The sequence below is a fragment of the Bradyrhizobium sp. USDA 4354 genome, assembly GCF_054060315.1.
In genome coordinates this window covers 2,615,086-2,639,581 of sequence record NZ_JBSSDC010000001.1, presented here as the reverse complement: position 1 = coordinate 2,639,581, position 24,496 = coordinate 2,615,086, and the positions used below count along the sequence as shown (strand labels likewise).

General features: G+C 62.9%; 20 protein-coding genes. 10 read left to right on the top strand and 10 right to left on the bottom strand.

What is annotated here, in order from left to right; genetic code table 11:
- The first annotated feature begins 230 nt into the window (after positions 1 to 230).
- On the top strand, positions 231 to 1,988 hold the full coding sequence (locus tag ACVIIV_RS12320) for an ABC transporter ATP-binding protein/permease (RefSeq protein ID WP_456744425.1): 1,758 nt from the start codon (positions 231 to 233) through the stop codon (positions 1,986 to 1,988).
- A 393-nt stretch (positions 1,989 to 2,381) separates the two neighbouring features.
- On the opposite strand, the gene ACVIIV_RS12315 is transcribed toward ACVIIV_RS12320, so the two are convergent.
- The 4 genes from ACVIIV_RS12315 to ACVIIV_RS12300 all read right to left on the bottom strand — a co-directional run bounded on the left by ACVIIV_RS12315 (position 2,382) and on the right by ACVIIV_RS12300 (position 6,815).
- The gene (locus ACVIIV_RS12315; RefSeq protein WP_456744424.1) at positions 2,382 to 3,392 is read right to left on the bottom strand and encodes a TorF family putative porin; all 1,011 of its coding nucleotides are present in this window, start codon (positions 3,390 to 3,392) and stop codon (positions 2,382 to 2,384) included.
- Between the two features lie 404 nt (positions 3,393 to 3,796).
- A complete protein-coding gene (locus ACVIIV_RS12310; protein ID WP_456744423.1) occupies positions 3,797 to 4,180 on the bottom strand; it encodes a histone in 384 nt (127 codons plus the stop codon).
- A 76-nt stretch (positions 4,181 to 4,256) separates the two neighbouring features.
- Positions 4,257 to 5,579 (bottom strand): glycolate oxidase subunit GlcF, encoded by a 1,323-nt coding sequence (glcF, locus tag ACVIIV_RS12305; protein WP_456744422.1) that lies wholly within the window; start codon positions 5,577 to 5,579, stop codon positions 4,257 to 4,259.
- A complete protein-coding gene (locus ACVIIV_RS12300; protein ID WP_456744421.1) occupies positions 5,580 to 6,815 on the bottom strand; it encodes an FAD-binding protein in 1,236 nt (411 codons plus the stop codon).
- 325 nt (positions 6,816 to 7,140) lie between these two features.
- On the opposite strand from ACVIIV_RS12300, the gene ACVIIV_RS12295 reads away from it, so the two are divergent.
- Both ACVIIV_RS12295 and ACVIIV_RS12290 read left to right on the top strand, forming a co-directional pair.
- The gene (locus tag ACVIIV_RS12295) at positions 7,141 to 8,046 is read left to right on the top strand and encodes a ferritin-like domain-containing protein (RefSeq protein ID WP_456744420.1); all 906 of its coding nucleotides are present in this window, start codon (positions 7,141 to 7,143) and stop codon (positions 8,044 to 8,046) included.
- Positions 8,047 to 8,118: 72 nt separating this feature from the next.
- Positions 8,119 to 8,370: a hypothetical protein gene (locus ACVIIV_RS12290; protein WP_456744419.1), complete on the top strand. Its 252-nt coding sequence runs from the start codon at positions 8,119 to 8,121 to the stop codon at positions 8,368 to 8,370.
- Between the two features lie 142 nt (positions 8,371 to 8,512).
- On the opposite strand, the gene ACVIIV_RS12285 is transcribed toward ACVIIV_RS12290, so the two are convergent.
- Complete coding sequence (locus tag ACVIIV_RS12285; protein WP_456744418.1) at positions 8,513 to 10,006, bottom strand: FAD-linked oxidase C-terminal domain-containing protein; 1,494 nt, start codon at positions 10,004 to 10,006, stop codon at positions 8,513 to 8,515.
- Between the two features lie 229 nt (positions 10,007 to 10,235).
- On the opposite strand from ACVIIV_RS12285, the gene cycA reads away from it, so the two are divergent.
- Positions 10,236 to 10,628: a cytochrome c-550 CycA gene (cycA, locus tag ACVIIV_RS12280; protein WP_456744417.1), complete on the top strand. Its 393-nt coding sequence runs from the start codon at positions 10,236 to 10,238 to the stop codon at positions 10,626 to 10,628.
- A gap of 97 nt (positions 10,629 to 10,725) precedes the next feature.
- On the opposite strand, the gene ACVIIV_RS12275 is transcribed toward cycA, so the two are convergent.
- Positions 10,726 to 11,682, bottom strand: a complete 957-nt coding sequence (locus tag ACVIIV_RS12275) for an alpha/beta fold hydrolase (protein ID WP_456744416.1) — start codon at positions 11,680 to 11,682, stop codon at positions 10,726 to 10,728.
- Positions 11,683 to 12,011: 329 nt separating this feature from the next.
- On the opposite strand from ACVIIV_RS12275, the gene ACVIIV_RS12270 reads away from it, so the two are divergent.
- On the top strand, positions 12,012 to 12,194 hold the full coding sequence (locus tag ACVIIV_RS12270; RefSeq protein ID WP_456744415.1) for a hypothetical protein: 183 nt from the start codon (positions 12,012 to 12,014) through the stop codon (positions 12,192 to 12,194).
- A gap of 89 nt (positions 12,195 to 12,283) precedes the next feature.
- Here the strand turns inward: ACVIIV_RS12270 and ACVIIV_RS12265 are convergent, their stop codons facing one another.
- From ACVIIV_RS12265 to ykgO, 3 genes are all read right to left on the bottom strand, one after another.
- On the bottom strand, positions 12,284 to 12,544 hold the full coding sequence (locus tag ACVIIV_RS12265; protein WP_456744414.1) for a hypothetical protein: 261 nt from the start codon (positions 12,542 to 12,544) through the stop codon (positions 12,284 to 12,286).
- A gap of 124 nt (positions 12,545 to 12,668) precedes the next feature.
- A complete protein-coding gene (locus tag ACVIIV_RS12260; protein ID WP_456744413.1) occupies positions 12,669 to 13,301 on the bottom strand; it encodes a tetratricopeptide repeat protein in 633 nt (210 codons plus the stop codon).
- 118 nt (positions 13,302 to 13,419) lie between these two features.
- Positions 13,420 to 13,545, bottom strand: a complete 126-nt coding sequence (ykgO, locus tag ACVIIV_RS12255; protein WP_006611362.1) for a type B 50S ribosomal protein L36 — start codon at positions 13,543 to 13,545, stop codon at positions 13,420 to 13,422.
- 313 nt (positions 13,546 to 13,858) lie between these two features.
- Here ykgO and ACVIIV_RS12250 point away from each other — a divergent pair, with 313 nt between their 5' ends.
- The gene (locus ACVIIV_RS12250) at positions 13,859 to 14,743 is read left to right on the top strand and encodes an amidohydrolase family protein (protein WP_027551976.1); all 885 of its coding nucleotides are present in this window, start codon (positions 13,859 to 13,861) and stop codon (positions 14,741 to 14,743) included.
- Between the two features lie 400 nt (positions 14,744 to 15,143).
- Positions 15,144 to 17,675 carry an NAD-dependent epimerase/dehydratase family protein gene (locus tag ACVIIV_RS12245; protein ID WP_456744412.1) on the top strand — a complete coding sequence of 844 codons (2,532 nt, stop codon included), beginning with the start codon at positions 15,144 to 15,146 and terminating at the stop codon, positions 17,673 to 17,675.
- Positions 17,676 to 17,829: 154 nt separating this feature from the next.
- Here the strand turns inward: ACVIIV_RS12245 and ACVIIV_RS12240 are convergent, their stop codons facing one another.
- The gene (locus tag ACVIIV_RS12240; protein WP_456744411.1) at positions 17,830 to 18,564 is read right to left on the bottom strand and encodes an SDR family NAD(P)-dependent oxidoreductase; all 735 of its coding nucleotides are present in this window, start codon (positions 18,562 to 18,564) and stop codon (positions 17,830 to 17,832) included.
- A gap of 84 nt (positions 18,565 to 18,648) precedes the next feature.
- On the opposite strand from ACVIIV_RS12240, the gene ACVIIV_RS12235 reads away from it, so the two are divergent.
- The 3 genes from ACVIIV_RS12235 (at position 18,649) to ACVIIV_RS12225 (ending at position 24,385) form a co-directional block, all read left to right on the top strand.
- On the top strand, positions 18,649 to 19,095 hold the full coding sequence (locus ACVIIV_RS12235) for a winged helix-turn-helix transcriptional regulator (protein WP_456744410.1): 447 nt from the start codon (positions 18,649 to 18,651) through the stop codon (positions 19,093 to 19,095).
- 471 nt (positions 19,096 to 19,566) lie between these two features.
- On the top strand, positions 19,567 to 21,009 hold the full coding sequence (locus ACVIIV_RS12230; protein WP_456748711.1) for an FAD-binding oxidoreductase: 1,443 nt from the start codon (positions 19,567 to 19,569) through the stop codon (positions 21,007 to 21,009).
- A gap of 46 nt (positions 21,010 to 21,055) precedes the next feature.
- Positions 21,056 to 24,385: an AAA family ATPase gene (locus ACVIIV_RS12225; RefSeq protein WP_456744409.1), complete on the top strand. Its 3,330-nt coding sequence runs from the start codon at positions 21,056 to 21,058 to the stop codon at positions 24,383 to 24,385.
- Positions 24,386 to 24,496: the final 111 nt, after the last annotated feature.

Sequence of the window (24,496 nt, the reverse complement as noted above, 5' to 3'; positions counted from 1 at the left end):
TGAACGCGAATTCCTCGCGAATGCGGTGGTTCCCCTCCGCTCACAAGCTCGCGAAATCCCTGAGCACCCCGCCCCGCGCCGTCGAGCCCCATGCTAGGGTTGCAAGCTGCGACAAGCCAACGCAAATTTGCAGACCTTGCGACTTTAGTCTAGGCGCGCCCATTTCCGCTATTGCCTCAAGTCTTTTGGCTCCAGGCATTTGTGCACATCCCCCGAGGAGACCCTGCTCTGTGAAGAACATCAGCGCCACGCTCGCGATCGTCTGGCGAATAGCCGCCCCCTATTTCCGGTCCGAGGACAAATGGGCCGGCCGCGGCCTGCTTGCCGCTGTGATCGTGATCGAACTGCTGCTGGTCGCCATCGACGTGCTCGTGAACCAGTGGTACAGCCGCTTCTACAACTATCTCCAGGACCGCGACTGGAACGGCTTTGTCTGGGAACTGGGCGTCTTCACACTGCTCGCGAGCGCCAGCGTAGCGTTGTCGGTCTATCAACTCTATCTCAATCAGTGGCTCCAGATTCGCTGGCGACAATGGCTTACGCGTCACTATCTGGGCGAATGGCTGAGTAGCGCGACCCACTATCAGATGCAGCTCAAAGGCGATGCGGCCGACAACCCGGACCAACGCATCACCGACGACGTAAAGACGTTCGTCGAGCAGACTCTCAATATCGGCATCGGGCTGCTCTCCTCGATTGTAACGCTGTTCTCGTTCGTGGTCATTCTGTGGGGGCTGTCGAATGCGGCACCGCTGCATTTCTCCGGCATCGACTTTCCCATTCCTGGCTACTTGGTGTGGGCGGCGCTCGTCTACGCGATCTTCGGGACCCTGCTCACGCACTGGATCGGTTCGCCTCTGGTCAATCTCAATTTCGAGCAACAGCGCTACGAGGCCGACTTCCGCTTCAACCTCGTCCGCGTGCGCGAGAACTCCGAACAGATCGCGCTGTTGAAGGGCGAAGGCGCCGAGCGCGAACGACTCCTGCTCCGCTACGGTTTTGTCGTCGGCAATTGGTACGCGATCATGAGCCGGACCAAGCGCCTGACTGCCTTCACGGCGAGCTATTCCCAAGCCGCCGTGATTTTCCCCTTCATACTCACTGCGCCTGCCTACTTTGCGGGTAAAATTCAACTCGGAGGGATGGTACAGACCGGGTCCGCCTTCGGCAGCGTGCAGAAGGCCTTGTCCTTCTTCGTGACCGCCTACCGTTCCCTGGCCGAATGGCGCGCCGTGGTTGCCCGTCTCGATGGCTTCGAGATGGCGGTCGCCTCGGCGGTCAATTTGCCGGCACATGAGCCTGCCATCGCGCTGGAGGTCGCAGGCCGCCATATCGACCTCGAGCAGCTTTGCGTGAACCTGCCCAACGGCACGCCGCTGGTGGCCGCCAAGGCCTTCACCATTCAGGCCTCGGAGCGCGTGCTGGTGACCGGACCGTCCGGCTCCGGCAAGTCCACGCTGTTCCGGGCCATCGCCGGCATCTGGCCGTTCGGCACCGGCACGGTCGTCGTCCCGGAGAATGCAAAGCTGATGATGCTGCCGCAGCGGCCCTATTTCCCGGTCGGCGTGTTGCGCGATGCCGTGGTCTATCCGGCAGCGTCCGCTGCGTTCGACGCCGCGCAAGTCCGCGACGCACTGATCGCGGTGGGGCTGCCCGACCTCGCCGGGCGGCTGGACGAGGACGGCCACTGGAATCGGACGCTCTCGCTCGGCGAGCAGCAGCGTCTTGGACTTGCCCGCGCGCTATTGCATGCGCCGGACTATCTGTTCCTGGACGAGGCGACTGCCTCGCTGGACGAGCCGTCGGAGGCCCGGCTTTACCGGCTCCTGGCGGAGAAGCTGCCGCAGGTCACCATCGTCTCGATCGGCCACCGCTCGACCCTCGACGCCTTCCACACGCGGAAGGTGGCCTTGGTGAAGGATGGCGCGATCCACGTTGTCGGCCGGGGCCGTGAACCGGTCGAGGCGGAGCCGACCGCCGCGCCCTGATGCGCAAAGGGCGCGGCGCCCGCCGGGGCCCGTGCCTCCGAAGAAGGACCAGCTGCCTCCCCCTCTCGTGTCCCGGACAAGCCGCAACGCCCTTCAGCGTTGAGGCGCAGAGCCGGGACCCAGGCGTCGTACTCCAGAAGGATGGGCCCCGGCTCTGCAGCGCAGCGCTGAAGGAGCGCTGCGCTACGTCCGGGGCACGACAACGAGACGCGGGTCACATCCACAAATCGACACTGCAACGCAATCACGGAGTGTGAGGCGGCAGCGCCGGTCTTCAGCCCCACACTTCGCACTCTCCCCCTCGCGGCCGAACATCATCCTTCTCACCAACGCCAAAAGCAAAAGGGCGGCAGATTGCTCTGCCGCCCTCGTCAAGTCGCTTCGGGAAGAAGCTTACTTCAGATTGCTCATCGCCGTCAGGTCGAACGAGAGCTTGGCGACGCCGGCCGCGCTGCACCAGTTGGAGCCGAAGCCGCCCGGGTTGATGGCGGTGAAGCTGCCGTCGAACTTCGCGGTGTAGTCGCTGGTGAAGGCGTTGCAGTCGCCCTTATTCAGGTCGGTGTCGTAGTAGCGCAGATCGAGCGTGAACACCTTGTAGGTGAAGCCGACGCCGACGTTCCAGGTGTTGTAGCTCGGCTCCTTGATGCCGTTCGCGTACACCGGATCGCCCGCGATGCCGTAGAAGATGTCGGAGGTGCCGAGCCACTGGCGGCCGAACTCACCCGACACATACATGCCGACCCCGCTGGCGCCGAAGATCGTGCTCGGCGCGGTCCACTTGGCGGTGATCGAGGCGTAGTTGCCCCAAGCGCCGAGGTTCAGGAAGTTCGGCGAATAGTACTCGTTGAAGCCGACCGTCCACTGATCGTTGATGGCGATGTTCAGCTTGGCATAGGCCTCGAAGAAGCTCGCGTCCTTCTTGGCGAAGTTGCCGTTGATGGGAAGGCCGATAGGGCCCTGGGAGTAATCGATGTCGGTGCCGCAATTGCCCTGGGCGAGGGTGCCCTGCGAGCCAAAGCAGCTTCCGCCCGGATAGAGGTAGCCCCAGACACCGAAGTCGAAGGCGAACATGCCGAAGGTCGGGCGGATACCGCCGTAGATGTCGACTTCCGCCGCGGCGCGGTTCGGGAACGAGATGCTCGCGGCGGCCGCACCGATGTAGAGCTGGAGGTCTTTGTTGACGTTGTAGCGCGGCTCGAAATAGGCCGTGACCGACGGATTATGGTTGGACTGGGTGATGCCGCGGAAGATGTAATCGCTCATGATGCCGGCGCCGAAGGCGACATCCCACGGATCGAAAGCCGGCGGCGGCGGGGCTTTCAGAGCCTTCACGCGCAAGTCCGCCGCGAAAGCCGAACCCGTCACCATTGCCAGCGCCGTTGCCAACAAAACCACTTTCTTCATTTCGATCCCCATCGCCAGTTCTTAGACCCCAGTCGGATCCCGGAAGCCCCCCGGGGCACTCGACCTGATTGCAAATTGTATCGCTGCGGCAATTTGGATTGGGGGATATGAACCGTGAAGCAAAAAGCGCGGGCATCTGCCGACTTTTTAGGCGTTTTGACGATTCCAAGAAAGGTTGTCAGCCTGTGTGGCTTCTGGATCACATTATTTGCATTCCAAAGTGTACGGAAGGCCCGTGTGAGCCCGGGGACCGTCGGGCAGCGTGATACCCAGGTCACGAATCAGACTGCCGCCGGCAACGGTACGACCAAACCGGTGCGCAATGATGCAAAAAGGCCGCAGCACCTGGCGCCGCGGCCCTTCTGTTTGCAGGTCCTTCCGAGGGGGAACGAGAGTCCGGATCCCTAGCTCTGTCCCTCGGCCGGCGCCGATTCCGTAGAAGACGAAGGCATCGCCCAGCTTGTCTCGGCGGCAGGCTCGGGAGCCGGAGCCTCCATCGGTGCTGACGGCTTCGGAGCAGGCGCTGCCTTCGCCTTCTTCGGTGCCGCTTTCTTCGCGGCCTTCTTGGGGGCGGCCTTGGCCGACTTTGCCGCAGCCTTCTTGGCGGCTTTCTTCGGGGCTGCCCTCTTGGCAGATTTCTTTGCAGCTCTCTTGGCAGTTTTCTTTGCAGCTTTCTTGGCAGACTTTCTCGCCGACTTCTTGGCTGCCTTCTTCGCGGTCTTCTTCGCCGCTACAGCCTTTTTGGCCTTTTTGGCCTTCTTGCTTTTCTTCTTCTTCGCTTTCGCCATCGTGGTCCTCCTGTTGCCGCCGAACAATGGTCGATCGGGCGTCTTCACCTCCGGACGAAAGCTCAGCCTTGAAAGCTCAAGCTTGCGCGTTCAATGCCGGCCGCGATCCGCCCGTAGCCCAATCGAGAAGCTCAATCGTGTGTACGACCGGAACTGACGTGCCACTGGCAATCTGCACCATGCAGCCGATATTGCCCGCGGCAATCATGTCCGGCTTGACGCTCGCGATGTTGGCGACCTTGCGATCGCGCAACCGACCCGCAAGCTCGGGCTGGAGAATGTTGTAGGTCCCCGCCGAGCCGCAACACAAATGGCTCTCGGGCACATCTTTCACCACGAATCCATTCTTGGAAAGCAATTCTTTCGGAAGGCCTGTGATTTTCTGCCCGTGCTGCAACGAACACGCGGAGTGATAGGCGACGACGATGTTGTCCTGTCTCGCAGTTGTCGCGAGTCCGAGACCGGCGACGTATTCGGTGATGTCCTTGGCGAGCGCCGACACCTTCGCCGCATCGGCCGCGAACGCGGTGTCCTCGCGCAGGAGATAGCCATAGTCCTTGATGACCGTACCGCAGCCGGAGGTCGTCACCAGGATGGCGTCGAGCCCCTCGCCGTCCGCTTCCTTGCGCCACGCCGCGACGTTGGCGCGAGCTCGCGCCAGCGCATCCTGGTCGTTGCCGAGGTGATGGGTCAGCGCGCCGCAGCACTGCTCGTCCCGGACCAGGACGACCTCGATGCCGTGGCGGGTGAGAAGACTGATGGCGGCCTGGTTGATACGCGGCGCCAGCACCTGCTGGGCGCAGCCCTGGAGCAGCGCCACACGTCCGCGCTTCTTGCCGAGCGCCGCGAACACGCTCCCTGCGGCAGGCCCTGCCGGCGGCAGCCGGTCCGGGGCCAGCGCCAGCATCGCCTTGATGCGCTGGATCAATCCGGGCGTCGCCGAAGGCCGGGGCGTCGGCAGCAAGACGCTCAGCGGACGGGCCAGCCGCGCCAGCCACATGCTGATGCGGAAGCGCTGCGGGTCCGGCAGGACGAAGGCCAGCACCTGGCGCAGCAGCCGCTCGGCCAGCGGCCGCTGATAGCGCTGCTCGATCCGGACCCGGGCCTGGTCGACGAGATGCATGTAGTTCACGCCCGAGGGGCAGGTTGTCATGCAGGCAAGGCACGACAGGCAGCGGTCGATATGCTTGACCACCTCGGCCGTCGGCGCCTGGTCCTTCTCCAGCATCTCCTTGATCAGGTAGATGCGGCCGCGCGGACTATCGAGCTCGTCGCCGAGCAGCACATAGGTCGGACAGGTTGCGGTGCAGAAGCCGCAATGGACGCAGGCGCGCAGGATCTTGTCGGCTTCCGCGATGTCGGGCTCGGCCAGCTGCGCGAGTGAGAATTCGGTCTTCATTCAGCCAGCGCTCCGCGTGAGCCGCCCCCGGTTGAGAATGGTCTTCGGATCGAAGCAGGCGCGCACCCGCTCGCTCAGCGCGGCAATGCCCGGCGCCTGTGGATGGAACACATCGACATCGCGCCTGACCTCCTCGGCCGCCCGGATCAGCGTGGCATGTCCCCCAACCGCATTCGCGCGCGCACGCACGGCCGGGGCGTGCGCGTCCGGCTTTGGTGGCAGTGCCGCCCAGATCAGCCCGCCGCCCCAATCGTAGATCAAATCGCCCCCCGTCTCGCGCGCCAATTGGGTGCCGAGTGCCGCGCCTGAGGCCGGCGGACAGACGATCCGCCACACCGGCCAGGCGCCGAGCGCGCCGCCGGCCGCGAACGGCAGCACATCGCGGATCGCGGCCCACAGCGCCGCAGATGCCACATCCTCGATCAGCGTCGCGGTTCCAAACGGCGCCAGCAATTCGCGCAGCGAGCCGGCGCGATGCGCGGCAGATGCGGTGATGCCCTCGAGCCGCAGCACGGTCAGCGCCTCGCCCTGGCCCACGATGTCGCCCAGCCCGTCGGTCTTGGCCCGGAATGCCGATTTCGGCAAATGCGCGGCACCCGAGACGTCGAAGGGTGATCCCAGCGCCGCGGTCATGGCCTTGTTGGCGGCGGCATCCTCTAACCCGCGCAGCAACAGCGTTCGCTCGGCCTCCGGCTTCGGCATCACCTTGAGCGTGACCTCCGTCATCACCGACAACGTGCCCCAGGAGCCCGCCAGCAGCTTGCAGAGGTCATAGCCGGTGACGTTCTTCACCACCTTGCCGCCGGTCTTGAAGCTGTCGCCGAAACCGGAGACGGCGTGCGCCCCGAGCAGGTGATCACGCGCCCCGCCCGCCCTGATCCGCCGCGGACCGGCAAGGCCGGCCGCGATCATGCCGCCGATGGTGCCTGATACCGGCGTGCCGAGCAGCGGGGCAGTGTTCATCGGCTCGAAGGCAAATTGCTGGTTCTTGGCATCGATCAGCGACAGCACGTCGTTAAGCGGCGCCCCGGCCTGGAGCGTCACGATCAGCTCATTGGGCTCGTAGGACGTGACGGCATTGAGCGCAGAGACATCCAGCACGGCATTGGTCGCCATGGCATGGCCGATGCTGCGCTTACTGCCATCGCCGATGATCTCGAGCGGCTGCTCGCTCGCAATCGCCGCGCGCACCACCTCTTCGACGTCTTTGGCGTCTCTGACCTTGAGCGTATCCACGGGAAAAGCCGGTAGCGAAATTTGCGCAGGAAATCAAATCTGTCTGACTCTGCGATCGCCCGGGCCGGCATCTCTGGTGCAACGCGAAACAGCGGTGGCCGGGGCTTGGTGGGCAGACATCAGCGCACGCAATGCGAGCTGGCATCAGGGCGATTGCGGACAATCAAGAGTGTCTGCTCTCTGAGTGAGGGCCTTAGTAGGAACGGACGCAAGCTCTCGCGTTTGTCATGCATTCGGCGCGCCAGTGCGAAGCGGGCGAAAATGGGCAGGGCGATCTGCTGCTCTCGTAGGACGCGTCACAATCACCACGAAGAGGAGGTTTGCCATGAACGTGGAGCGATTTCGTATCTCCCGGCGGCAATCCGTTGCTGGTTTATCTGTCCTGGGCCTGAGCGGGCTGTTGATCCCCACTGCCGATGCGCAGCACAAAGCACAACAGAAGCGCCAGGAAACCACTGGCGTGGGAATACATGCCGCTGAAGTGAAGGATGAGGACATCTTTCAGTTCGCGCTGAACCTGGAATACATGGAGGCTGAGTTTTATCTGCGTGCCACGACCGGCAAGGGGATCGACGATTCTGACGCTGGACCCGACGCCGCGAGGGTCGCTGGCGGACACGAAGCCAAGTTCGACAGGAAGGAAGTCCGCGAATTTGTCGAGGAGCTGGCCGAAAACGAGCTTGCCCACGTGCGCTTCTATCGCAAGACGCTGGGCAGGATGGCAGTATCGCGCCCAGCCATCGATTTCGATGCGGGTTTCAAGGCAGCCGCCCAGGCAGCCGGTCTCCCCGCCGATTTCGATCCGTTTGCCGATGACATGAGTGTCCTGCTGGGCGGCATGCTGTTTGAGGACGTCGGCGTGACGGCCTATGCCGGGGCAGCGCCGCTGATCAAGAGCAAGGAGTTCGTCGAGGCTGCGGCGGGCATTCTGGCCGTCGAGGCGTACCACATGGGGATGGCGCGCTCGCAGCTCTATTGGATGGGTGAAAAGGCCTGGAATGCGGCCAACGCCATCTCCGACGCCCGGGACCAGCTCGACGGTCGTCAGGACAAGGATCAGGGCATCCGGATGAACGGCAAAGCCAATGTCGTTCCGTCAACACCCGATGCCATTGCGTTCCGCCGCACGCCGCAGGAGGTGCTGCATATCGTCTATTTGACCGAGAAGCAGGGTGTCAGCAAAGGCGGATTCTACCCGAACGGAATGAACGGCGTGCTCAAGTCCACCTGAGTTCTCGGCCGGACGCCGTTCATGGAACTGCCCCCTTTTCCAAAGCGTGCTTCTTTCAGAGGAGGAATGAACATGAAGAGGATGATTGTTGCAATTTCTGCTATCGCCCTCATCGGCGCTGCGCCGGCCGCATTTGCACAAGGCGCCTCGACCCAGACGCCGGGCCAGGAGATGCAAGTCAAGGGATCGAAGAAAGGCCAGCCGGGGGCATCCGGTTACACTCCGGGACATAAGAAGCAAGCCACTGGCTCTAAGAAAGGTCATCCCGGCGCTTCTGGCTACGCTCCTGGTCAAACCACTGGAACGAGCAAGAGCGGCTACTGACGATCGTCTCGCAATTGCGAATAGCAGGAGCCGCCGCGGTGTCGATCCAACGGCTCTTGTATGAGCGATAAGAGCGCGGATGAAGGTTGTGATGGGGCGGCCCGCCCGTTCACTGCGGGATCACGATCGCCGATGGACTCGCTCAGAACCGCGGGATGTCCGGAAACGCCAGCTTGCCGGCATGGACATGCATGCGGCCGAGCTCGGCGCAGCGGTGCAGGGTCGGAAATACTTTTCCGGGATTGAGCAGGCCCTGCGCGTCGAAGGCACATTTCAGCCGCTGCTGCTGGTTGAGGTCGATCTCGCTGAACATGTCGGGCATGAGGTCGCGCTTCTCGATGCCGACGCCGTGCTCGCCGGTCAGGACGCCGCCGAACTCGACGCAGGCGCGCAGGATGTCGGCACCGAAGGCTTCGGCGCGCTCGATCTCGCCGGGCTTGTTGGCATCGTAGAGGATCAGCGGGTGCAGATTGCCGTCGCCGGCGTGGAACACGTTGGCGCAGCCGAGCTGGTATTTTTCCGAGAGTTCGCGGATGCGCGCCAGCGCCTTCGGCAGCGCGCCGCGGGGGATCGTGCCGTCCATGCAGAGATAGTCGGGCGAGATGCGGCCCACGGCCGGAAACGCGGCCTTGCGGCCGGCCCAGAACAAATTGCGCTCGGCCTCTGAGCTCGAGATCTGGCAGGTGGTCGAGCCGCAGGCATTGGCGATGGCCTCGACGCGCGTGATCAGCTCGTCGACCTCGATCTTGGGACCGTCGAGCTCAATGATGAGGAGCGCTTCGACATCGAGCGGGTAGCCGGCATGGACGAAGGCCTCGGCGGCGTGGATTGCGGGCTTGTCCATCATCTCCATGCCGCCGGGGATGATGCCGGCACCGATGATGCGCGCCACGCACTCGCCCGCCGCCTCGACCTCGGCAAAGCCGACCATCAGCGCGCGTGCCGTCTCCGGCTTTTGCAGGATGCGCACCGTGATCTCGGTGATGACGCCGAGCAGGCCTTCGGAACCGGTGATGACGCCCATGAGGTCATAGCCTGCATTCTCGGCGGACTTGCCGCCGATGCGCAGGATCTCGCCGCTCATCAGCACGATCTCGCAGCCGAGCACGTTGTTGGTGGTCATGCCGTATTTCAGGCAATGCACGCCGCCGGAATTCTCGGCGACATTGCCGCCGATCGAGCAGGCGATCTGGGAGGACGGATCGGGCGCGTAGTAGAAGCCGGCATGCGCGACCGCCTGGCTGATGGCGAGATTGGTGACGCCGGGCTCGGTGACGACGACACGGTTGTCGAAATCGATCTCGCGGATGCGCTTGAACTTGCCAAGCCCCAGCAGCACGCCGTCCTCGAGCGGCAGCGCGCCGCCGGACAGCGAGGTGCCGGAGCCGCGCGGCACCACCTTGATGCCCTGCGCGGCACAATATTTCAGGACCAGCGAGACCTGCTCGGTCGTATCCGGCAGCACCACGACCATCGGCGGCTGCCGATAGGCGGTCAGCCCGTCGGATTCGTAGGCCCGCATCTCGGCAAGCGTATCGATCACGCCCTCGCCCGGCACGATTGCGCGCAAGGCGGCGACGATTTCGCTGCGACGCGCCAGCACGGCCTGGTCGCTTGCTGGCATCATGATGGCCATTTTGAGAAGCCTTCGTCCGACAGATGGAATTGTCTCGGCAAATCAATCATGTCTTGCCGTCTTTGGGTAGGTACTCCGAAGGTCTCATTGCTTTGTTGCAGCGCAAGTTCTCTCTGGGGCAAGTCTGCTATCAGGAAACCTGTCAAAGTTTCGCGGCTTGTCCCCTTGCATCGGACCTGCCAAAACCACGATCCTCCATCTGACCCGGGAAGAGACGAAGAGCACACTTATGACAAAACTGACTTTCGGCGCGCTGACGATCCTCACCGTCATTGCCACCGCACCCGCCGCGATGGCGCAGGATGTCGCGGCCGGCAAGACATCGTTCAACAAGTGCCTGGCCTGCCACGCGATCGGCGAAGGCGCCAAGAACAAGGTCGGCCCCGAGCTCAACGGCCTCAACGGCCGCAAGTCGGGCACCGCCGAAGGCTACAATTATTCGGATGCGAACAAGAATTCCGGCATCACCTGGGACGAGGCCACGTTCAAGGAATACATCAAGGACCCCAAGGCCAAGATCCCCGGCACCAAGATGGCGTTCGCCGGCATCAAGAACGAGACCGAGATCAACAATCTCTGGGCCTTCATTGCCCAATACGACAAGGACGGGAAGACCAAGTAGTAGACGCGCAAAAGGTGGCCATTAGAGCTTCGGTTCTGATTGAATCAGAACCGAAGCTTCTTCACGCGAACCGGTATCCACGTCGCTCGAAAACGCCTTAATCGGCGGCCGCCTGCACCGGGACAATCCTCCCGATCATCGCCTCGATCTCCGCCTTCACCAGATCCGGCACCGCGTTCTGCACCATGTGGCCGAGATCGGGCAGCACGATCAGCTTTGCATTCGGTACCGCCGCGGCGAACGGGCGCGCGTGGATGCTGGTTCTCACCGTCTTGTCGGGCTCGCCGGCGACGATCGTGACTGGCGCCTTTATCTCGCCATAGCGCGAAACTTGCGCGGCGACGGATTCCTTCAGCGTCACCAGATCATAGGCATTGGCGATGAACTCCCGGGGACGCAGCAGCAGCGGCGTCGCGGAGTCCTTGACGAAGCCGTCCGGCATGACTTGCGGCAGGAAGACGTTGCGCGCGCCGGATTCAGCGAGGACATAGCCGAGCGGCAGCGTGATCGTGTAGGCGAGCAGCGGACCGATGACGGGCGTTGCGATGATCTCGTTGTAGCGGCCGACACCGCCGCGCCAGGGATGAGTGACGGGCGCGAGCATCACGAGACCGGCAACGCGGTGCGGGTGATCGAGCGCGATCCGCGCGCCGAGGGCGCCGCTCCAGGAATGCACCACGAAGACCGCGCGATCGATCCCGAGCTTATGAAGCGCCTCATCGATCATTCTCGCCTGAATCTGCGGCGTCGAATCCTGGCGGCTCGCGCGCGTGCTCCAGCCATGGCCGGGGCGGTCGATCAGAATCACGCGACGATCCCCAGCGAGGATGTCGCCGAGCGGCCGGCGCATCGCTTCGAGATTGGAGCTCGCCCCGTGCAGCATCACGATCGGAGGAGCCGAATCGCGTGGGCCGATATCGACGACATGAAGGCTCGCGCCATCGACCTCGATCATCCGGCCCTGCGGTGGAAAGGCGCGTTGCACGGCGACGATTCCCATCTGCGTAACCAGCGCCAGCAGAATCAGCGCGGTCACGATTGACATCACGATCATGGAGAGAATCCGGGTGATCCTGGGCACTGGGCAGTTACGGGTCTGATGGGCGGCAGTTTCGCCGCCGGCTTTCCGCGCTTCCACCGAAAATGCCGGGGCTGTGGATATGTGCATAATGTCAGAACAAAAAAGCTCAATAGAATCAACAACGATCCGAGAGGGCACGCAAGCCCCGGCACAGCTTCATGCAGGCGTCATCGCGGCTTCCATATAATCGCCATGGTCGGTTCCGCCATCTAGGCGCGGGTGGGCGCCGATCCTCCTCGCAACTTCGGGCGATGCGGGAAAGACCGGCAGGATTTGTCCTGGTTTGAACCGGAGAATTTTCAATGAGCTTCAGATCGAACGACACTGCAATCGACGAAATCGTCGCGAGCTGCAACGGCGACCTGCGCGGTGCTGTGCGGGCGCTGCTCCTGATCAACGAGCATCTCGAGACCGAGCTTGCAAAAGCTTATGCCGCAGCCGCCGACCGCGGTGTCGCCGAGCGCGGCAGCAGCGTCCTGCACTAAAGTGCGATCGATCGCACTTTAGGCTCTCCTGAGCATGATCTTGTCGGAAAACCGCTGCACACTTTTCCGGATCATGCTGGGCGCGCAGGCTAGTTCGTCCCGTCCTCTTCCTTTTCTTCCTCGGGCGTGACTGCAGGGCAGGCGCGGATCGTCGAACGGGCAAGCTTGGCATCGGCCCTGGACTTGTAGGGACCATCACCGAACCAGATGTCGCCGATGATGACCGGATTGCTGGTCACGATGGTGCATTTGCCGGTGGCGCGGTTGCCGACCACCCAAAACAGTCCGTCGGCAAAGCTCGCCGTCCCCGACGCGAGCAGCAATACAGCTGCGACCACCAAACGCTTCATGGCTTTCGCTCCTGCCATGCAGGTAGGCCTGTAACGAGCCGCGCAATAGTCCTCGCGGTGCAGCGCCTGCGATCGTGGTTAATCCGCGCCGGCTGCGATCGCTCAAGAAATGATCGAGTTATAGCTAGATGTCGCGGCCTTCGACCTTCTCGGTCAGCGCCTTGACCTGATCGGGAATCTTCTCGAGGTGCGGATTGACGGCGAGCGCCTTGCGATAGGCGTCAAGCGCCCGCTTCTCGTCGCCGACCTCCTGCATGATCATGCCGAGGCCGGCGAGCGCGCCGAAATGGCGCGGCTCCCGGATCAGCACTTGCTGGATATCCGCAAGCGAGCGGCCATAGTCGTTCTGCATGTAATAGAGCGTCGCACGCCGGTTCCAGGCTTCGATGTAATCGGGCCTGAGCTTGATGACCGAATCCAGGAGCTTGATCGCGACGTCGATCTTCTTCGCGTCGACCGCGGTCTTGGCGCGTGACATCAGAAGCGCTGCGGTGTCGCTCGGGGTCTGGAGCCAGATCGCCCAGATCCGCGCCTCGACATGCTTGGCGCTGGCCTCGTCGGGGGCCGCCTTCAGCGCGCCGAACAGGAAATCGAGATTCTTGCTGCGATCGATCTTGGGCAGCTTGGCCGGCGCTTCAGGCAGCTTCTTCTGCTTGCCGGGCGGCTCAACCTGCTGCGCCAAGGCCGGGGCCAGGCCGGCGGTGCCCAGCACAAGGGCCAGACACAGGGTACGCGCGAATGGGAATCTGACAGCCATGGTGAAAGTCTAAACGCGCAAAGCCGCCCTTGCAAAGCAAAGGCGGCGTCAAACTCGTGTGAGACCAGTCTTGCGGGGCGCGCGGAGGGCGTCCGGCAGGGCAGCTCAGCCGCCCAAATCAGCCCTGGCGCGCCTTGAAGCGGCGCTGCACCTTGTTGATCACATAGACCCGGCCCTTGCGGCGGACCAGGCGGTTGGCGCGATGGCGACCGCGCAGCGATTTCAGCGAGTTACGGACCTTCATGGCAGAATCCTGAACGTTCGAAAGGCCGTGTTCGGCACTACCGTTTCGGCACGCGCGAATGTGGCAAAATGAGATTTTTCCCGCCGGCGGACCAACCGCCCGGGACGCGGCGGTTCTTAAGGCATGGGAGGACCGGATGTCAATGTTAACTGCCCCGCCCCGGCGCAGCAAATTCTTGAAAACAACCCCATGCACAGTAGAAGCGCCCGGATCGGCCCAATTTTGTCGCCACGATCTCAAGGACTATTCGACGACGCCTTGCCAAGTTCGTTATATCATATAATCAATTTGGCAACCCGTCGGGAGGATACCCATGCCGAAGCTGAAGCTGCCCAATATCGACGATGTCGTCGCCATCGACATCCACACCCATGCCGAGGAGCCCTGCGGTTGCCATCCCGACGACGGCTATGACGACTTCCAGGCGCAGATGGCGGAATACTTCAAGTCGCCGAACAAGCACCCGCCGACCGTGCCGGAGACCGCGGCCTATTATCGCTCCAAGAACATTGCCGCGGTGATCTTTCCCGTCGATGCCGAACGCGAGACCGGCTTCCGCCGCTACAACAATTACGAGATGCTGGAGGTCGCCTCCGACCATCTCGACGTCCTCATTCCCTTCGTCTCGATCGACCCGCACAAGGGTAAGCTCGGCGCGCGCGAGGCGCGCAAGCTGATCGAGGAATACGGCGTGCGCGGCTTCAAATTCCACCCGACCATGCAGGGCTTCTACGCCAACGACCGCATGGCCTATCCGCTCTATGAAGAGATCAACAATGGCGGCGCGATCGCGCTGTTTCACACCGGCCAGACCGGCGTCGGCTCCGGCATGCCCGGCGGCATGGGCATGCGGCTGAAATATTCCAACCCCATGTACATGGACGATGTCGCGGCCGATTTCCCCGACCTCAAGATCATCCTCGCCCACCCCTCCTTCCCCTGGCAGGAAGAGGCGCTGTCGGTCGCGACCCACAAGCCGAATGTCTATATCGACCTCTCCGGCTGGTCGCCGAAGTATTTCCCGCCGATCCTGGTGCGCTACATCAACTCGATTCTGCAGGACAAGATGCTGTTCGGCTCGGACTGGCCGGTGATCACGCCGGACCGCTGGCTGTCGGACTTCGCCAAGATCGACATCCGCGACGAGATCCGGCCGAAGGTGCTCAAGGCCAACGCACGCAAGCTGCTGGGGATCTAGACGATCCGCTTCCATGCAACCGGCATGCAACTAGGTTTGGCCACGGGGTACATATCTCCGCTGGCATAGCCTCGCCTATCCTTCCACATCTGGTCCGGATTCGGACGGCGCGCAGGGCATCTCGAACACGACGCGCGCCGCTTGCTCCGGATCCACTGGGTGCGTCAGAGCGACCGACATCGTGCCCGCAGTTCTTCAGGCTGGCGGCCGGGCCGCGGTTCGCATCGACCTCACGACGTTGTGTGATTCCACCCGTATTCAAGCTTGGGCGGCTCACCAGCGGCGTCGAAGTGGGTGGATGGACGCGTGATACTCCGGTGATCCAGGACGCAAAAGCAAGTTGGAGAGAAACTTTCGGGTGCCCGGGTCGTTCGCTAAGACACGTTGAGCAGCGAATGTCATGTCCCGTCCCACCGTCCTGATCACCGGCAGCAGCGGCTTTCTGGGCCAGGCGATCGCGCGCGGCTTGATGGATCGTTACCAGGTCATCGGCCTCGATGTCAGCCGCCCTAAGAAGCCGTTGCCCGGCATGGAGACGATTGAGATCGACCTCACCTCGGATGCAATCGTGGCGAAGGCGCTGGACCAGGTTCGTGCGCGAACCGGCGGTCGGATCGCCTCGGTCATTCACCTTGCCGCCTATTACGACACGACCGGCGAGAACGACCCGAGATACGATGCCGTGACCGTTCAGGGAACGCGCCGACTGCTGGCGGCGCTTCAGGCATTCGACACCGAGCAGTTCGTCTTCTCGAGCACGCTGCTCGTGCATGCTCCCAGCCCCGCAAAGGGAACAAAGATCGATGAAGATTCGCCGATCGAACCAGCTTGGGCCTATCCGCAATCAAAGGCGGAGACCGAGACCCTGATCCTGAACGAGCACGGGGACATCAAGGTCGCGATCCTGAGGCTTGCAGGTGTCTATGACGAGGACTGCCGAGCGGCGTTCATCGCGCAGCAGATCGCCCGCATCTTCGAGCGCTTGCCGACCGCCTATCTCTTCACCGGCGACATCACCACTGGCCAACCTTATCTCCACAAGAACGATCTCGTCGAGGCCGTGGTGCGCGTGGTCGATCGGCGCAACGATCTTCCTGATGAAACGACATTGCTCATTGGCGAAGAGGAAACGCCGACCTACGACGAGATGCAGAGGCGGATTGGCCAGCTCGTGCATGGGGAGAGATGGAGGACGATGTCCCTCCCGAAAGAGATGACGAAGCTCGGCACCTGGATGCAGGAGAAGGTTCTCGATCAGGAGACCGACATTAAGTCGTGGATGATCGAAAATGCCGACGACCATTACGAGATCGATACTTCGCGAGCGAAGAAACTGTTGGGGTGGCAACCCCGACACAGTCTGACCGCCACGCTGCCAGAAATGATCCGGCGGCTTAAGGTCGACCCAACGGACTGGTACGAGACGAACAAACTTCATCCTGCGACGGTCGCCGCTTCCGAACCTGAGCTCGATCAGGCCGCGAAGAGACTGGGGCAGCCGCTGGGGCCTTCGAAAGATGAGGTTGAGGCCGAGACGGAACGACATCGGGCGCGCACGCTCTGGGCGCCGCTGACCAATGCAGCGATTGGACTGTGGCTCGTGGCCTCACCTGTCACGCTTGGCCTGTTCGATCCATCCGCGGCGCCAATTCCGCCGGCGCTGGGACATGAGATCGCTTCGCCCGAGACGCGTGACGGCAGGCTCGGCATCAGCGAGATCGGGTCGGGCATTCTTGTCGCCGCGTTCGCACTCATCGGCATGCGTCGGGGCTGGCACTGGCTGCAGTGGCTCACCGCTGCCGTCGGCGTATGGGTCATGTTCGCACCTCTCGTGTTCTGGACCACCAGCGCTGGGGCCTACTCCACCGATACGCTTGCTGGCATGCTGATCGTGACGCTCGCGGTGATGGTTCCTCCAACGCCGGGCATCAGCCGCCAGGCCCTCGCCGCCGACGATGATCGCCCCCTCGGCTGGACCTACTCGCCATCCACATTCAGCCAGCGCCTCCACATCATTGCTCTGGCCTTTGTCGGCCTGTTCGTCTCGCGTTATCTCGCCGCCTATCAATTGGGTCATATCGACGGGCTGTGGGATCCTTTCTTCGGCCCAGGTGATGCAGCGGTCGCCAATGGCAGCGAGGCGGTGGTGACCTCTTGGGTCTCGAAGGGCTTTCCGGTCGCCGATGCCGGGTTTGGCGCCTTCGCCTACGCGCTAGATGCCCTGGCAGGCGCGATCGGCGACCGTCGCCGGTGGCGCACAATGCCATGGATGGTGATTCTGTTCGGCCTACTGGTTATCCCGCTCGGACTCGTGAGCGTCAGTTTCATCATTATCCAGCCCCCGCTGATCGGTGCGCTGTGTACGCTCTGCATCATCCAAGCCGCGATCACGATAGTGCTCATTCCCTATTCGATAGATGAGGTACTGGCGAGCTGTCAGTATCTGTGGGGCGCGAAGCAGGCGGGCGAGCCGTTCTGGCGCACCTTCTGGCGCGGTGGCCCGGCGCTCTCGGAGAAGCAGGCGCCGACGCCCGACCTCGACCGCCCCTTATCGGATCTGCTGCGTGACATCGCCACTGGCGGCGTCAATTTTCCCTGGACGCTGATCGCGAGCTCTTTCATCGGAGTGCTGCTGATGACGACGCCGCTTGCCTTCGGCACGCGCCCGCCCCTGTATTTCAGCGATCATGTCACCGGCTGCCTTGTCATCCTAGTCGCCGTTGCGGCGATGGCGGAGGTGGCGCGTGCGGCGCGGTTCGCCAACGTCGCGCTCGGAGCATGGGTGGCAATCTCCCCCTTTGTCCTCGACGGCGGCACGGCAACAGCGACGATTGCCAACGTTACGGCCGGCGTTCTCCTCATCGGGCTGAGCCTGCCACGCGGCACCCGCAGCGGCGCGCATTACGGCGGATGGGACCACGCAATAGTATGATGCAACGGCCGACTCGCTAAAGCGTGATGAGTTGAGGCTCGATTGCTGCAACGACGGAAGGTGCACTCCCTCTCCCGCTTGCTTTGCGGGAGAGGGAGCTTCCGCGATGGGACAATCCCCAAGAGGAGAAAGCCATCACGCTCAGACGAAAGCTTCAGACTTGAGCCAGGCCTCCATCGACGAAGACCTCGCCGCCGGTCATGTAGCTGCTGTCCGAGGAGGCCAGAAACGCGGCCACCGCCCCGGTCTCTGCCGGGTCTCCCACACGCCCGATCGGCGTCGTGCTTCCAAGCGCATCAAACGCCTCCTCGCCGACGATCTCCAGCGCCAGCTCCGTCTTGGTCGGCCCCGGTGACAGCACATTGACGCGGATGCCGGTGCCGCGCAGATCCAGCGCCCAGCTCCGCGCCAGATTGCGGATCGCGGCCTTGGTCGCGCTGTAGATACTGAACTGCGGCGTCCCCATCACGCCGGTGCTCGAGCCGGTCAGGATGATCGACGATCCCTCCCGCATCAGCGGCAGCGCTTTCTGCACCGTGAACACCAGCCCTCTCACATTGATGTCGAAGATCTGGTCGTAGTGCTCGGGCGTGATCTCGCCGAGCGGCGCAAACGCCCCGGTCCCGGCATTGGCGAATAGAACGTCGACGCCGCCGCGTTCGGCCTTCACCGCCGAGTACAGCCGGTCGAGGTCGGCCAGATCCGTCACCGAGCCCCTGACGGCACGCGCCGAGGACCCCAGCTGCGCGAGGGCGGCATCGAGCGGCTCCTGCCGCCGCCCGAAGATGTAGACGAACGCGCCTTCGTCGACGAACCGTTTCGCCGCCCCAAATCCGATGCCGGTTCCGCCGCCGGTCACCACTGCCGTCTTGCCTTGTAGTCTGCTCATGATGTGCTCCTTCACTGAGGTTGCACTGAGCTGGCGGCGTACCCACCTATCGACAAGTATGCACCTTTTGGTAAGTACCAAAAAATGTCCTCAAATCGTTCAGACTCAATTCCCCCGCCGGCGCAGGCTCAAGCAGACGTCCAGCGTTGCACACCGAATCTGCCCGGCTTCACCTGCGGCTTGGATGCGACCCTGCGGGTCGTCTCCGGGAAGTGGAAGCCGCTGATCCTTTACTTCCTCGCCCAGGACGGATCGACCCGTTACGGCGAGCTCCGGCGCGCCATACGCGACGTCAGCGACAAGGTGCTGATCCAGCAGTTGAAGGAGCTGGAGGCCGATGGTCTCGTGAAGCGGACCGACTACAAGGAGGTGCCGCCGCGGGTGGACTATAGCCTCACCGCTTTGGGTCACAGCCTCGCGCTGGCGCTCGTGCCTCTCTGCACGTGGGGCACCGAGCACATGGCGGAGGTCAGCCGGGTCTTTGCCGAGCGAGAGGGCTGGACGCGGCGAGGACGCCAGCAAACCGTCTAGCTTGCGCCTGCACTTCGTCCGAGGTTTGCTCCGCCCCTGAGCGCGTTGGTGCAACTCGCCTTGAGTCCGGCTCGGGCCAGGAGCTGAATTGCGAGAAGTGGCAGCTGCTGGCGCAAAACGGGCATCGGCCGGCGAGTTGGCTTCAGCAATGGGAGCCAGAGGAACCCCATCCTTTCTCTGCCCCCGCAGTTCCCTCTGCGCACCGGATTTTCTTGATTTCGTTTGCAAGTACCGGCGCGGGTTTGTGGGCGCTTCTCATCCGCGAGACATTCTGTCGCAGAACCATTCGATTTGCCGGAGGACTAACCTCTAGGCGGAAATCTGTCGTTCGCAAGTCGAACGGCATGCAACGGGCGATCCTGCGCCGTCAAGGTTGCAAGAGCCGTGGGCGGTGGTCGCCCCTTTGCCGATCTGTCCAAGAGCGTGAAGCGGACTGCTGCAATACTGACCACTAGTCACGGAGGAGATACCATGACGGAGATCCGGCTGGCCTCACTGCAGGGCGGGGCGATTACGCTTGAAAGCGATGCAATTGCTGCCTTTCGCCAAACCTTGCGAGGCAACGTCTGTCTGGCCGAGGAGCCGGGCTATGATGAAGCACGCACGATCTGGAATGCAATGATCGATCGCTACCCGGGCGCGGTCGTGCGCTGCAGAGGCGCCGCTGACATCATTCGTGCTGTACGCTTTGCCCGTGCGCATGGCCTCTTGATCGCCGTGCGCGGCGGCGGCCATAACATCGCGGGCAATGCTGTTTGTGACGGCGGGCTCTTAATTGATCTTTCCCTCATGCGCTCGGTCAGGGTTGATCCATTTCACCGCACCGCGCAAGTAGAGCCGGGCGCGACGCTTGGCGACTTCGACACGGAGGCGCAGGCTTTCGGCCTTGCGACCCCGCTGGGGATCAACTCGACGACCGGCGTTGCGGGATTGACATTGGGCGGTGGCTTTGGGTGGCTCAGCCGCAAGTTCGGGCTTGCCGCTGACAATCTGATCTCGGCGAACGTGGTGACGGCCGAAGGCGAGCTTGTCCGGGCGAGCATCGCCGAGAATACCGACCTGTTCTGGGCGCTCCGCGGAGGCGGAGCCAATTTCGGGGTGGTGAGTTCGTTCGAGTTCCGCCTGCATCCTGTTGGCCCAATGGTTCTGGCCGGCCTCATCATCCATCCCTTTGCGCGGGCGAAGGAGCTGCTCGCGGGCTATCGCGACGTCGCCGCGAAGGCGCCCGACGAACTAACGGTGTGGGTGGTGCTGAGGCAGGCGCCGCCGCTGCCGTTCTTGCCAGCCGAGGTTCACGGCAAGGAGATTGTCGCGTTCGCCGTCTGCTACACGGGAGATGAGAACGAGGGCAAGCGTGCACTGGAGCCGTTGCGCGCGCTCGGAGAGCCGATCGCCGACGTGATCGGCATGCAGCCGTTCGCGGCTTGGCAGACCGCATTTGACCCACTGCTCACGCCCGGCGCCTATAATTACTGGAAGTCGCACAATTTCGTTGAGCTGAACGATGGCCTCCTCGACACGCTGGCAAGCTATACGACAAGCCTGCCGACCGCGGAATGCGAGATTTTCATTGGTCAGCTTGGTGGCGCCACCAGTCGCATGGCCGTCGACGCCACGGCGTTCCCTCACCGCGATGCGAAGTATGTCATGAATGTTCACACGCGATGGCGCGATCCGGCGGATGAGCAACGTTCGATCGCCTGGGCGCGCGAGATCTTCACTGAGACCGCGCCTCACGCAACCGGCGGCGTCTACGTCAACTTCATGCCGGAGGACGAGACCGATCGTGTAGCCGGCGCCTATGGCCCGAACTACGCTCGTCTTGCCGCACTGAAGGCCAAGTACGATCCCGGCAACCTGTTCCGGCTAAACCAGAACGTCAGGCCGGCCGCCGAACAGCGATCGGCCGCCTGATAAGAGGAAGAGGGGATCCGTAATCGAGGGGGCTACGGAGACGAAGTTGGATATCGGAGAATGGCTGCGCAGCCTGGGCCTGCAATCCTATGAGCAGACGTTTCGCGACAACGGAGTTGACCTTGAGATCCTGCCCCACCTGACGGTTGAAGATCTCAAGGAGATTGGAGTCCAGGCTGTCGGCCACCGGCGGAAGCTTCTCGATGCAATCGGCCTGCTACCAGCGGACCTGGCGGCGGCGCGGCCCCCCGCGTCGGTGGAGCGCCGTCAGCTCACGCTCATGTTCGTCGACCTCGTCGGCTCGACCGACCTCAGCCGCCGTCTCGATCCCGAGGAGCTGCGCGAGGTCATGCGGGCCTACTCCAACACGGTGGCGGGAGAGATTGCGCGACTGGAGGGCCACGTCGCGAAGTTTCTGGGAGACGGAGTGCAGGCCTATTTCGGCTGGCCGCGCGCAAGCGAAGATGCGGCAGAGCAAGCTGTCCGTGCGGGACTTGCGGTCGCAACAGCGGTCAGCGGCATGTCGTCAGGCACAGGAGGCCTGCTGGCAGCGCGCGTCGGCATCGCCACCGGGCTTGTCGTGGTGGGTGATCTGCTCGGGGAAGGTGCTGCGAAGGAGGAAGCGGTCACTGGGGAGACACCTAATCTCGCGGCCCGTCTGCAACAGGTTGCGGAGCCTGGTACGGTCGTTATCGCCGACAGCACGCGCCGTCTGGTCGGCGATCTCTTCGAATTTGTTGAGCTTGGTTCCCTTCGGCTCAAGGGCTTTGCCGAGCCGGTGCAAGCTTGGCGGGTCATCGGCGAAGGCCGGGCAGAAAGCAGGTTCGAGGCTTTGCACGGAGCCCACATCACGCCACTCGTCGGGCGCAGCGAGGAGCTCGATTTGACGCTGTCACGGTGGCAGCTTGCCAAAGGACGGGCTGGACAGGTCGTCTTGATTTTTGGCGAGCCAGGAATCGGAAAATCACGATTGGTGCTCGCGCTGCGAGAACGGCTACAGGACGAACAAGTCACGCTCGTTAGCTACGCCTGTTCGCCGCATCACCTGAACAGTCCGCTCTTTCCCTTCATCTCGCAGCTCGAGCGGGAGGCGCGGTTCGCACCTGAGGATGCCGCAGAAACACGGCTCAAGCGCCTCGAGTTACTCCTTGGCGAAAACGGCGAAGGGCTATCTAGCGATGCAATCCAGCTTATTGCCGATCTGCTCGGCATTCCAAATGAGAGGCCGAGCACCCAGCCAGAAATGTCGCCGCAGCAAAGGAAGGCTCTTCTGTTCCGCACATTCCTGGCCCGCCTCGATCGACTTGCCGCTCGCGGCCCGGTGCTGATGGTGCTTGAAGATGCGCACTGGCTCGATCCCACCTCGCGCGAGCTGTTCGACCAGATCGTGGATCGTCTTCAGGACCTGCCAGTGCTGGTCGTCGCCACATTCCGCCCCGAGCTCCCGCCGCCATGGACCGGGTTTCCGCACGTCACGTTGCTCATGCTAAACCGCCTGCCACAGGCGCAGGTGGTTGTACTCGTCGACAGGATCACCGAAGGCAAATCGCTTCCAGCCGAGGTCCTCGACCAGATTCTGGCGCGGACCGAGGGTGTGCCACTCTTTACCGAGGAGCTCACGAAGGCCGTTCTTGAAGCCGGGATCCTCCGCTACACCGGCGCTCGCTACGTCCTCGCCGGCGCATTCCCGTCCTTGGCGATCCCGGCGACGCTGCACGATTCGTTAATGGCGCGGCTTGACCGTCTGGCTCCAGTCAAGGAGGTCGCCCAGATCGGAGCCTGTATCGGCCGCGAGTTCGATCACGAATTGCTCGCTGCGGTCGTTTCGATGCCCGCGGGGGAGCTCACTGCGGCGCTTGACCGCCTGGTAGCGGCAGAGCTCGTTTTCCGCCGCGGTCTCGCGCCTGCCGCTACCTATGTCTTCAAGCATGCTCTGGTGCGCGATGCCGCCTACGAAAGCCTGCTCAAGCGGCGCCGCCAGGAGCTGCACGCGCGGATTGCCACATCGATCGAAGCGGTCTTTCCGCAACTTGTCGAGGCGCAGCCGGAGCTGGTCGCCCGTCACTTTGGCGAGGCGGGATTGGCCGAGAAGGCCATTCCATACTGGATGAGGGCCGGTCGCCTCGCAGCCACCCGATCGGCGAATATGGAGGCAATTGCCCATCTGAGATCAGGGCTAGATTGCGCCCAAGCACTTCCGCCCGGAGCATCACGCTCGCGCTTCGAAGTTGCCCTGCAGCTTGGGCTCGGCGGCCCGCTGATTGCAACTAAAGGATTTGCTTCACGCGAGGCAGAAGCGGCGTTCCAGCGCGCACAGGAGCTCAGCCGCGAGCTACAGAGCGAGGCTGATCTCTCCGCCGCGCTGAAGGGGCTCGGCCACGTCTATCACGTGCGCGCCAACCTGCGCGAGGCCACAAGTCTGGTTAAGGAGACGGAGGCGCTCGCGAAACGGAGCGGCGATCCCGTACGTCAAGCCGAAGCCGATCATCTTGCGGGAGTGCTCTCGTTCCACCTCGGCCAGTTTCAATTCTCACGCAACCGGCTCGACAGAAGCGCACAAGCCGGCGAATACCGCGGCCGCTATTATTCCGAAGTCTACGGAATTGATATGAGCGTATTCTGCCGCGCCTACATGAGCCATTGCGACTGGCACCTCGGGTACCCCGTTCGTAGCCTTGGGATTGCCGAGAAAGGGCTCGCCGTCGCGCGTGAGATTTCACATCCATTCAGCATCGCGCTCGCGCTCAACTATCTGGCGATGCTATATCAATTCAGGCAAGAGCCCGATGCCGCACTGAGGGCTGCTGCAGAGTCACGCGACATCTGCACCGAGTACCGCTTCGACTACTATGGTGCATGGGCCAGCCTCGTTCGCGCCTGGGCGATCGCTGAATCCGGCAGACTTGAGGAAGGTCTTGCGGACTTTGACGCTGGGCTTGAGGATCTCCGGCGAACCAGCGCGGGACTACGCATTCCGCACCATCTTGGGTTGCTCGCGGCGCTTCATCGCAAGGCCGGAAACGCCATGACCGGGCTTCGGATCATCGACGAAGCGGTCGCAATTGCGGACGCAAGTCTCGAGAGCTGGTGCGCCGCCGAGCTTCACCGGGAGCGCGGTGAACTGCTGTTGCTGACAGTCGGGGAGCAGGCGGGAAATCAAGCGGACGCGGAGTTCGAAACTGCGATCAAGATCGCCGCTGCCCAGGGAGCAAAGTTGCCCGAGCTTCGCGCAAGCATTGCGCGCGCCAGACTGCAAGCGTCACGCGGCATGCGACGAGAGGCGCGCGACGCTCTTGTGCCGATCTACAGCTGGTTCAGCGAGGGCTTAGAAACGCGCGATCTCGTGGAAGCTCGCAAGGTGCTAGCAGACTTGTGACGAAGTTACCGCCATAACCGCGCGATCTAGGTTCCGGACAAGACTGAGCTTTCGCAGCTTTGGGGTCAAAGTGCTACCTGACCCAACCGGCCTGTAATGGCGCAAAGCGAA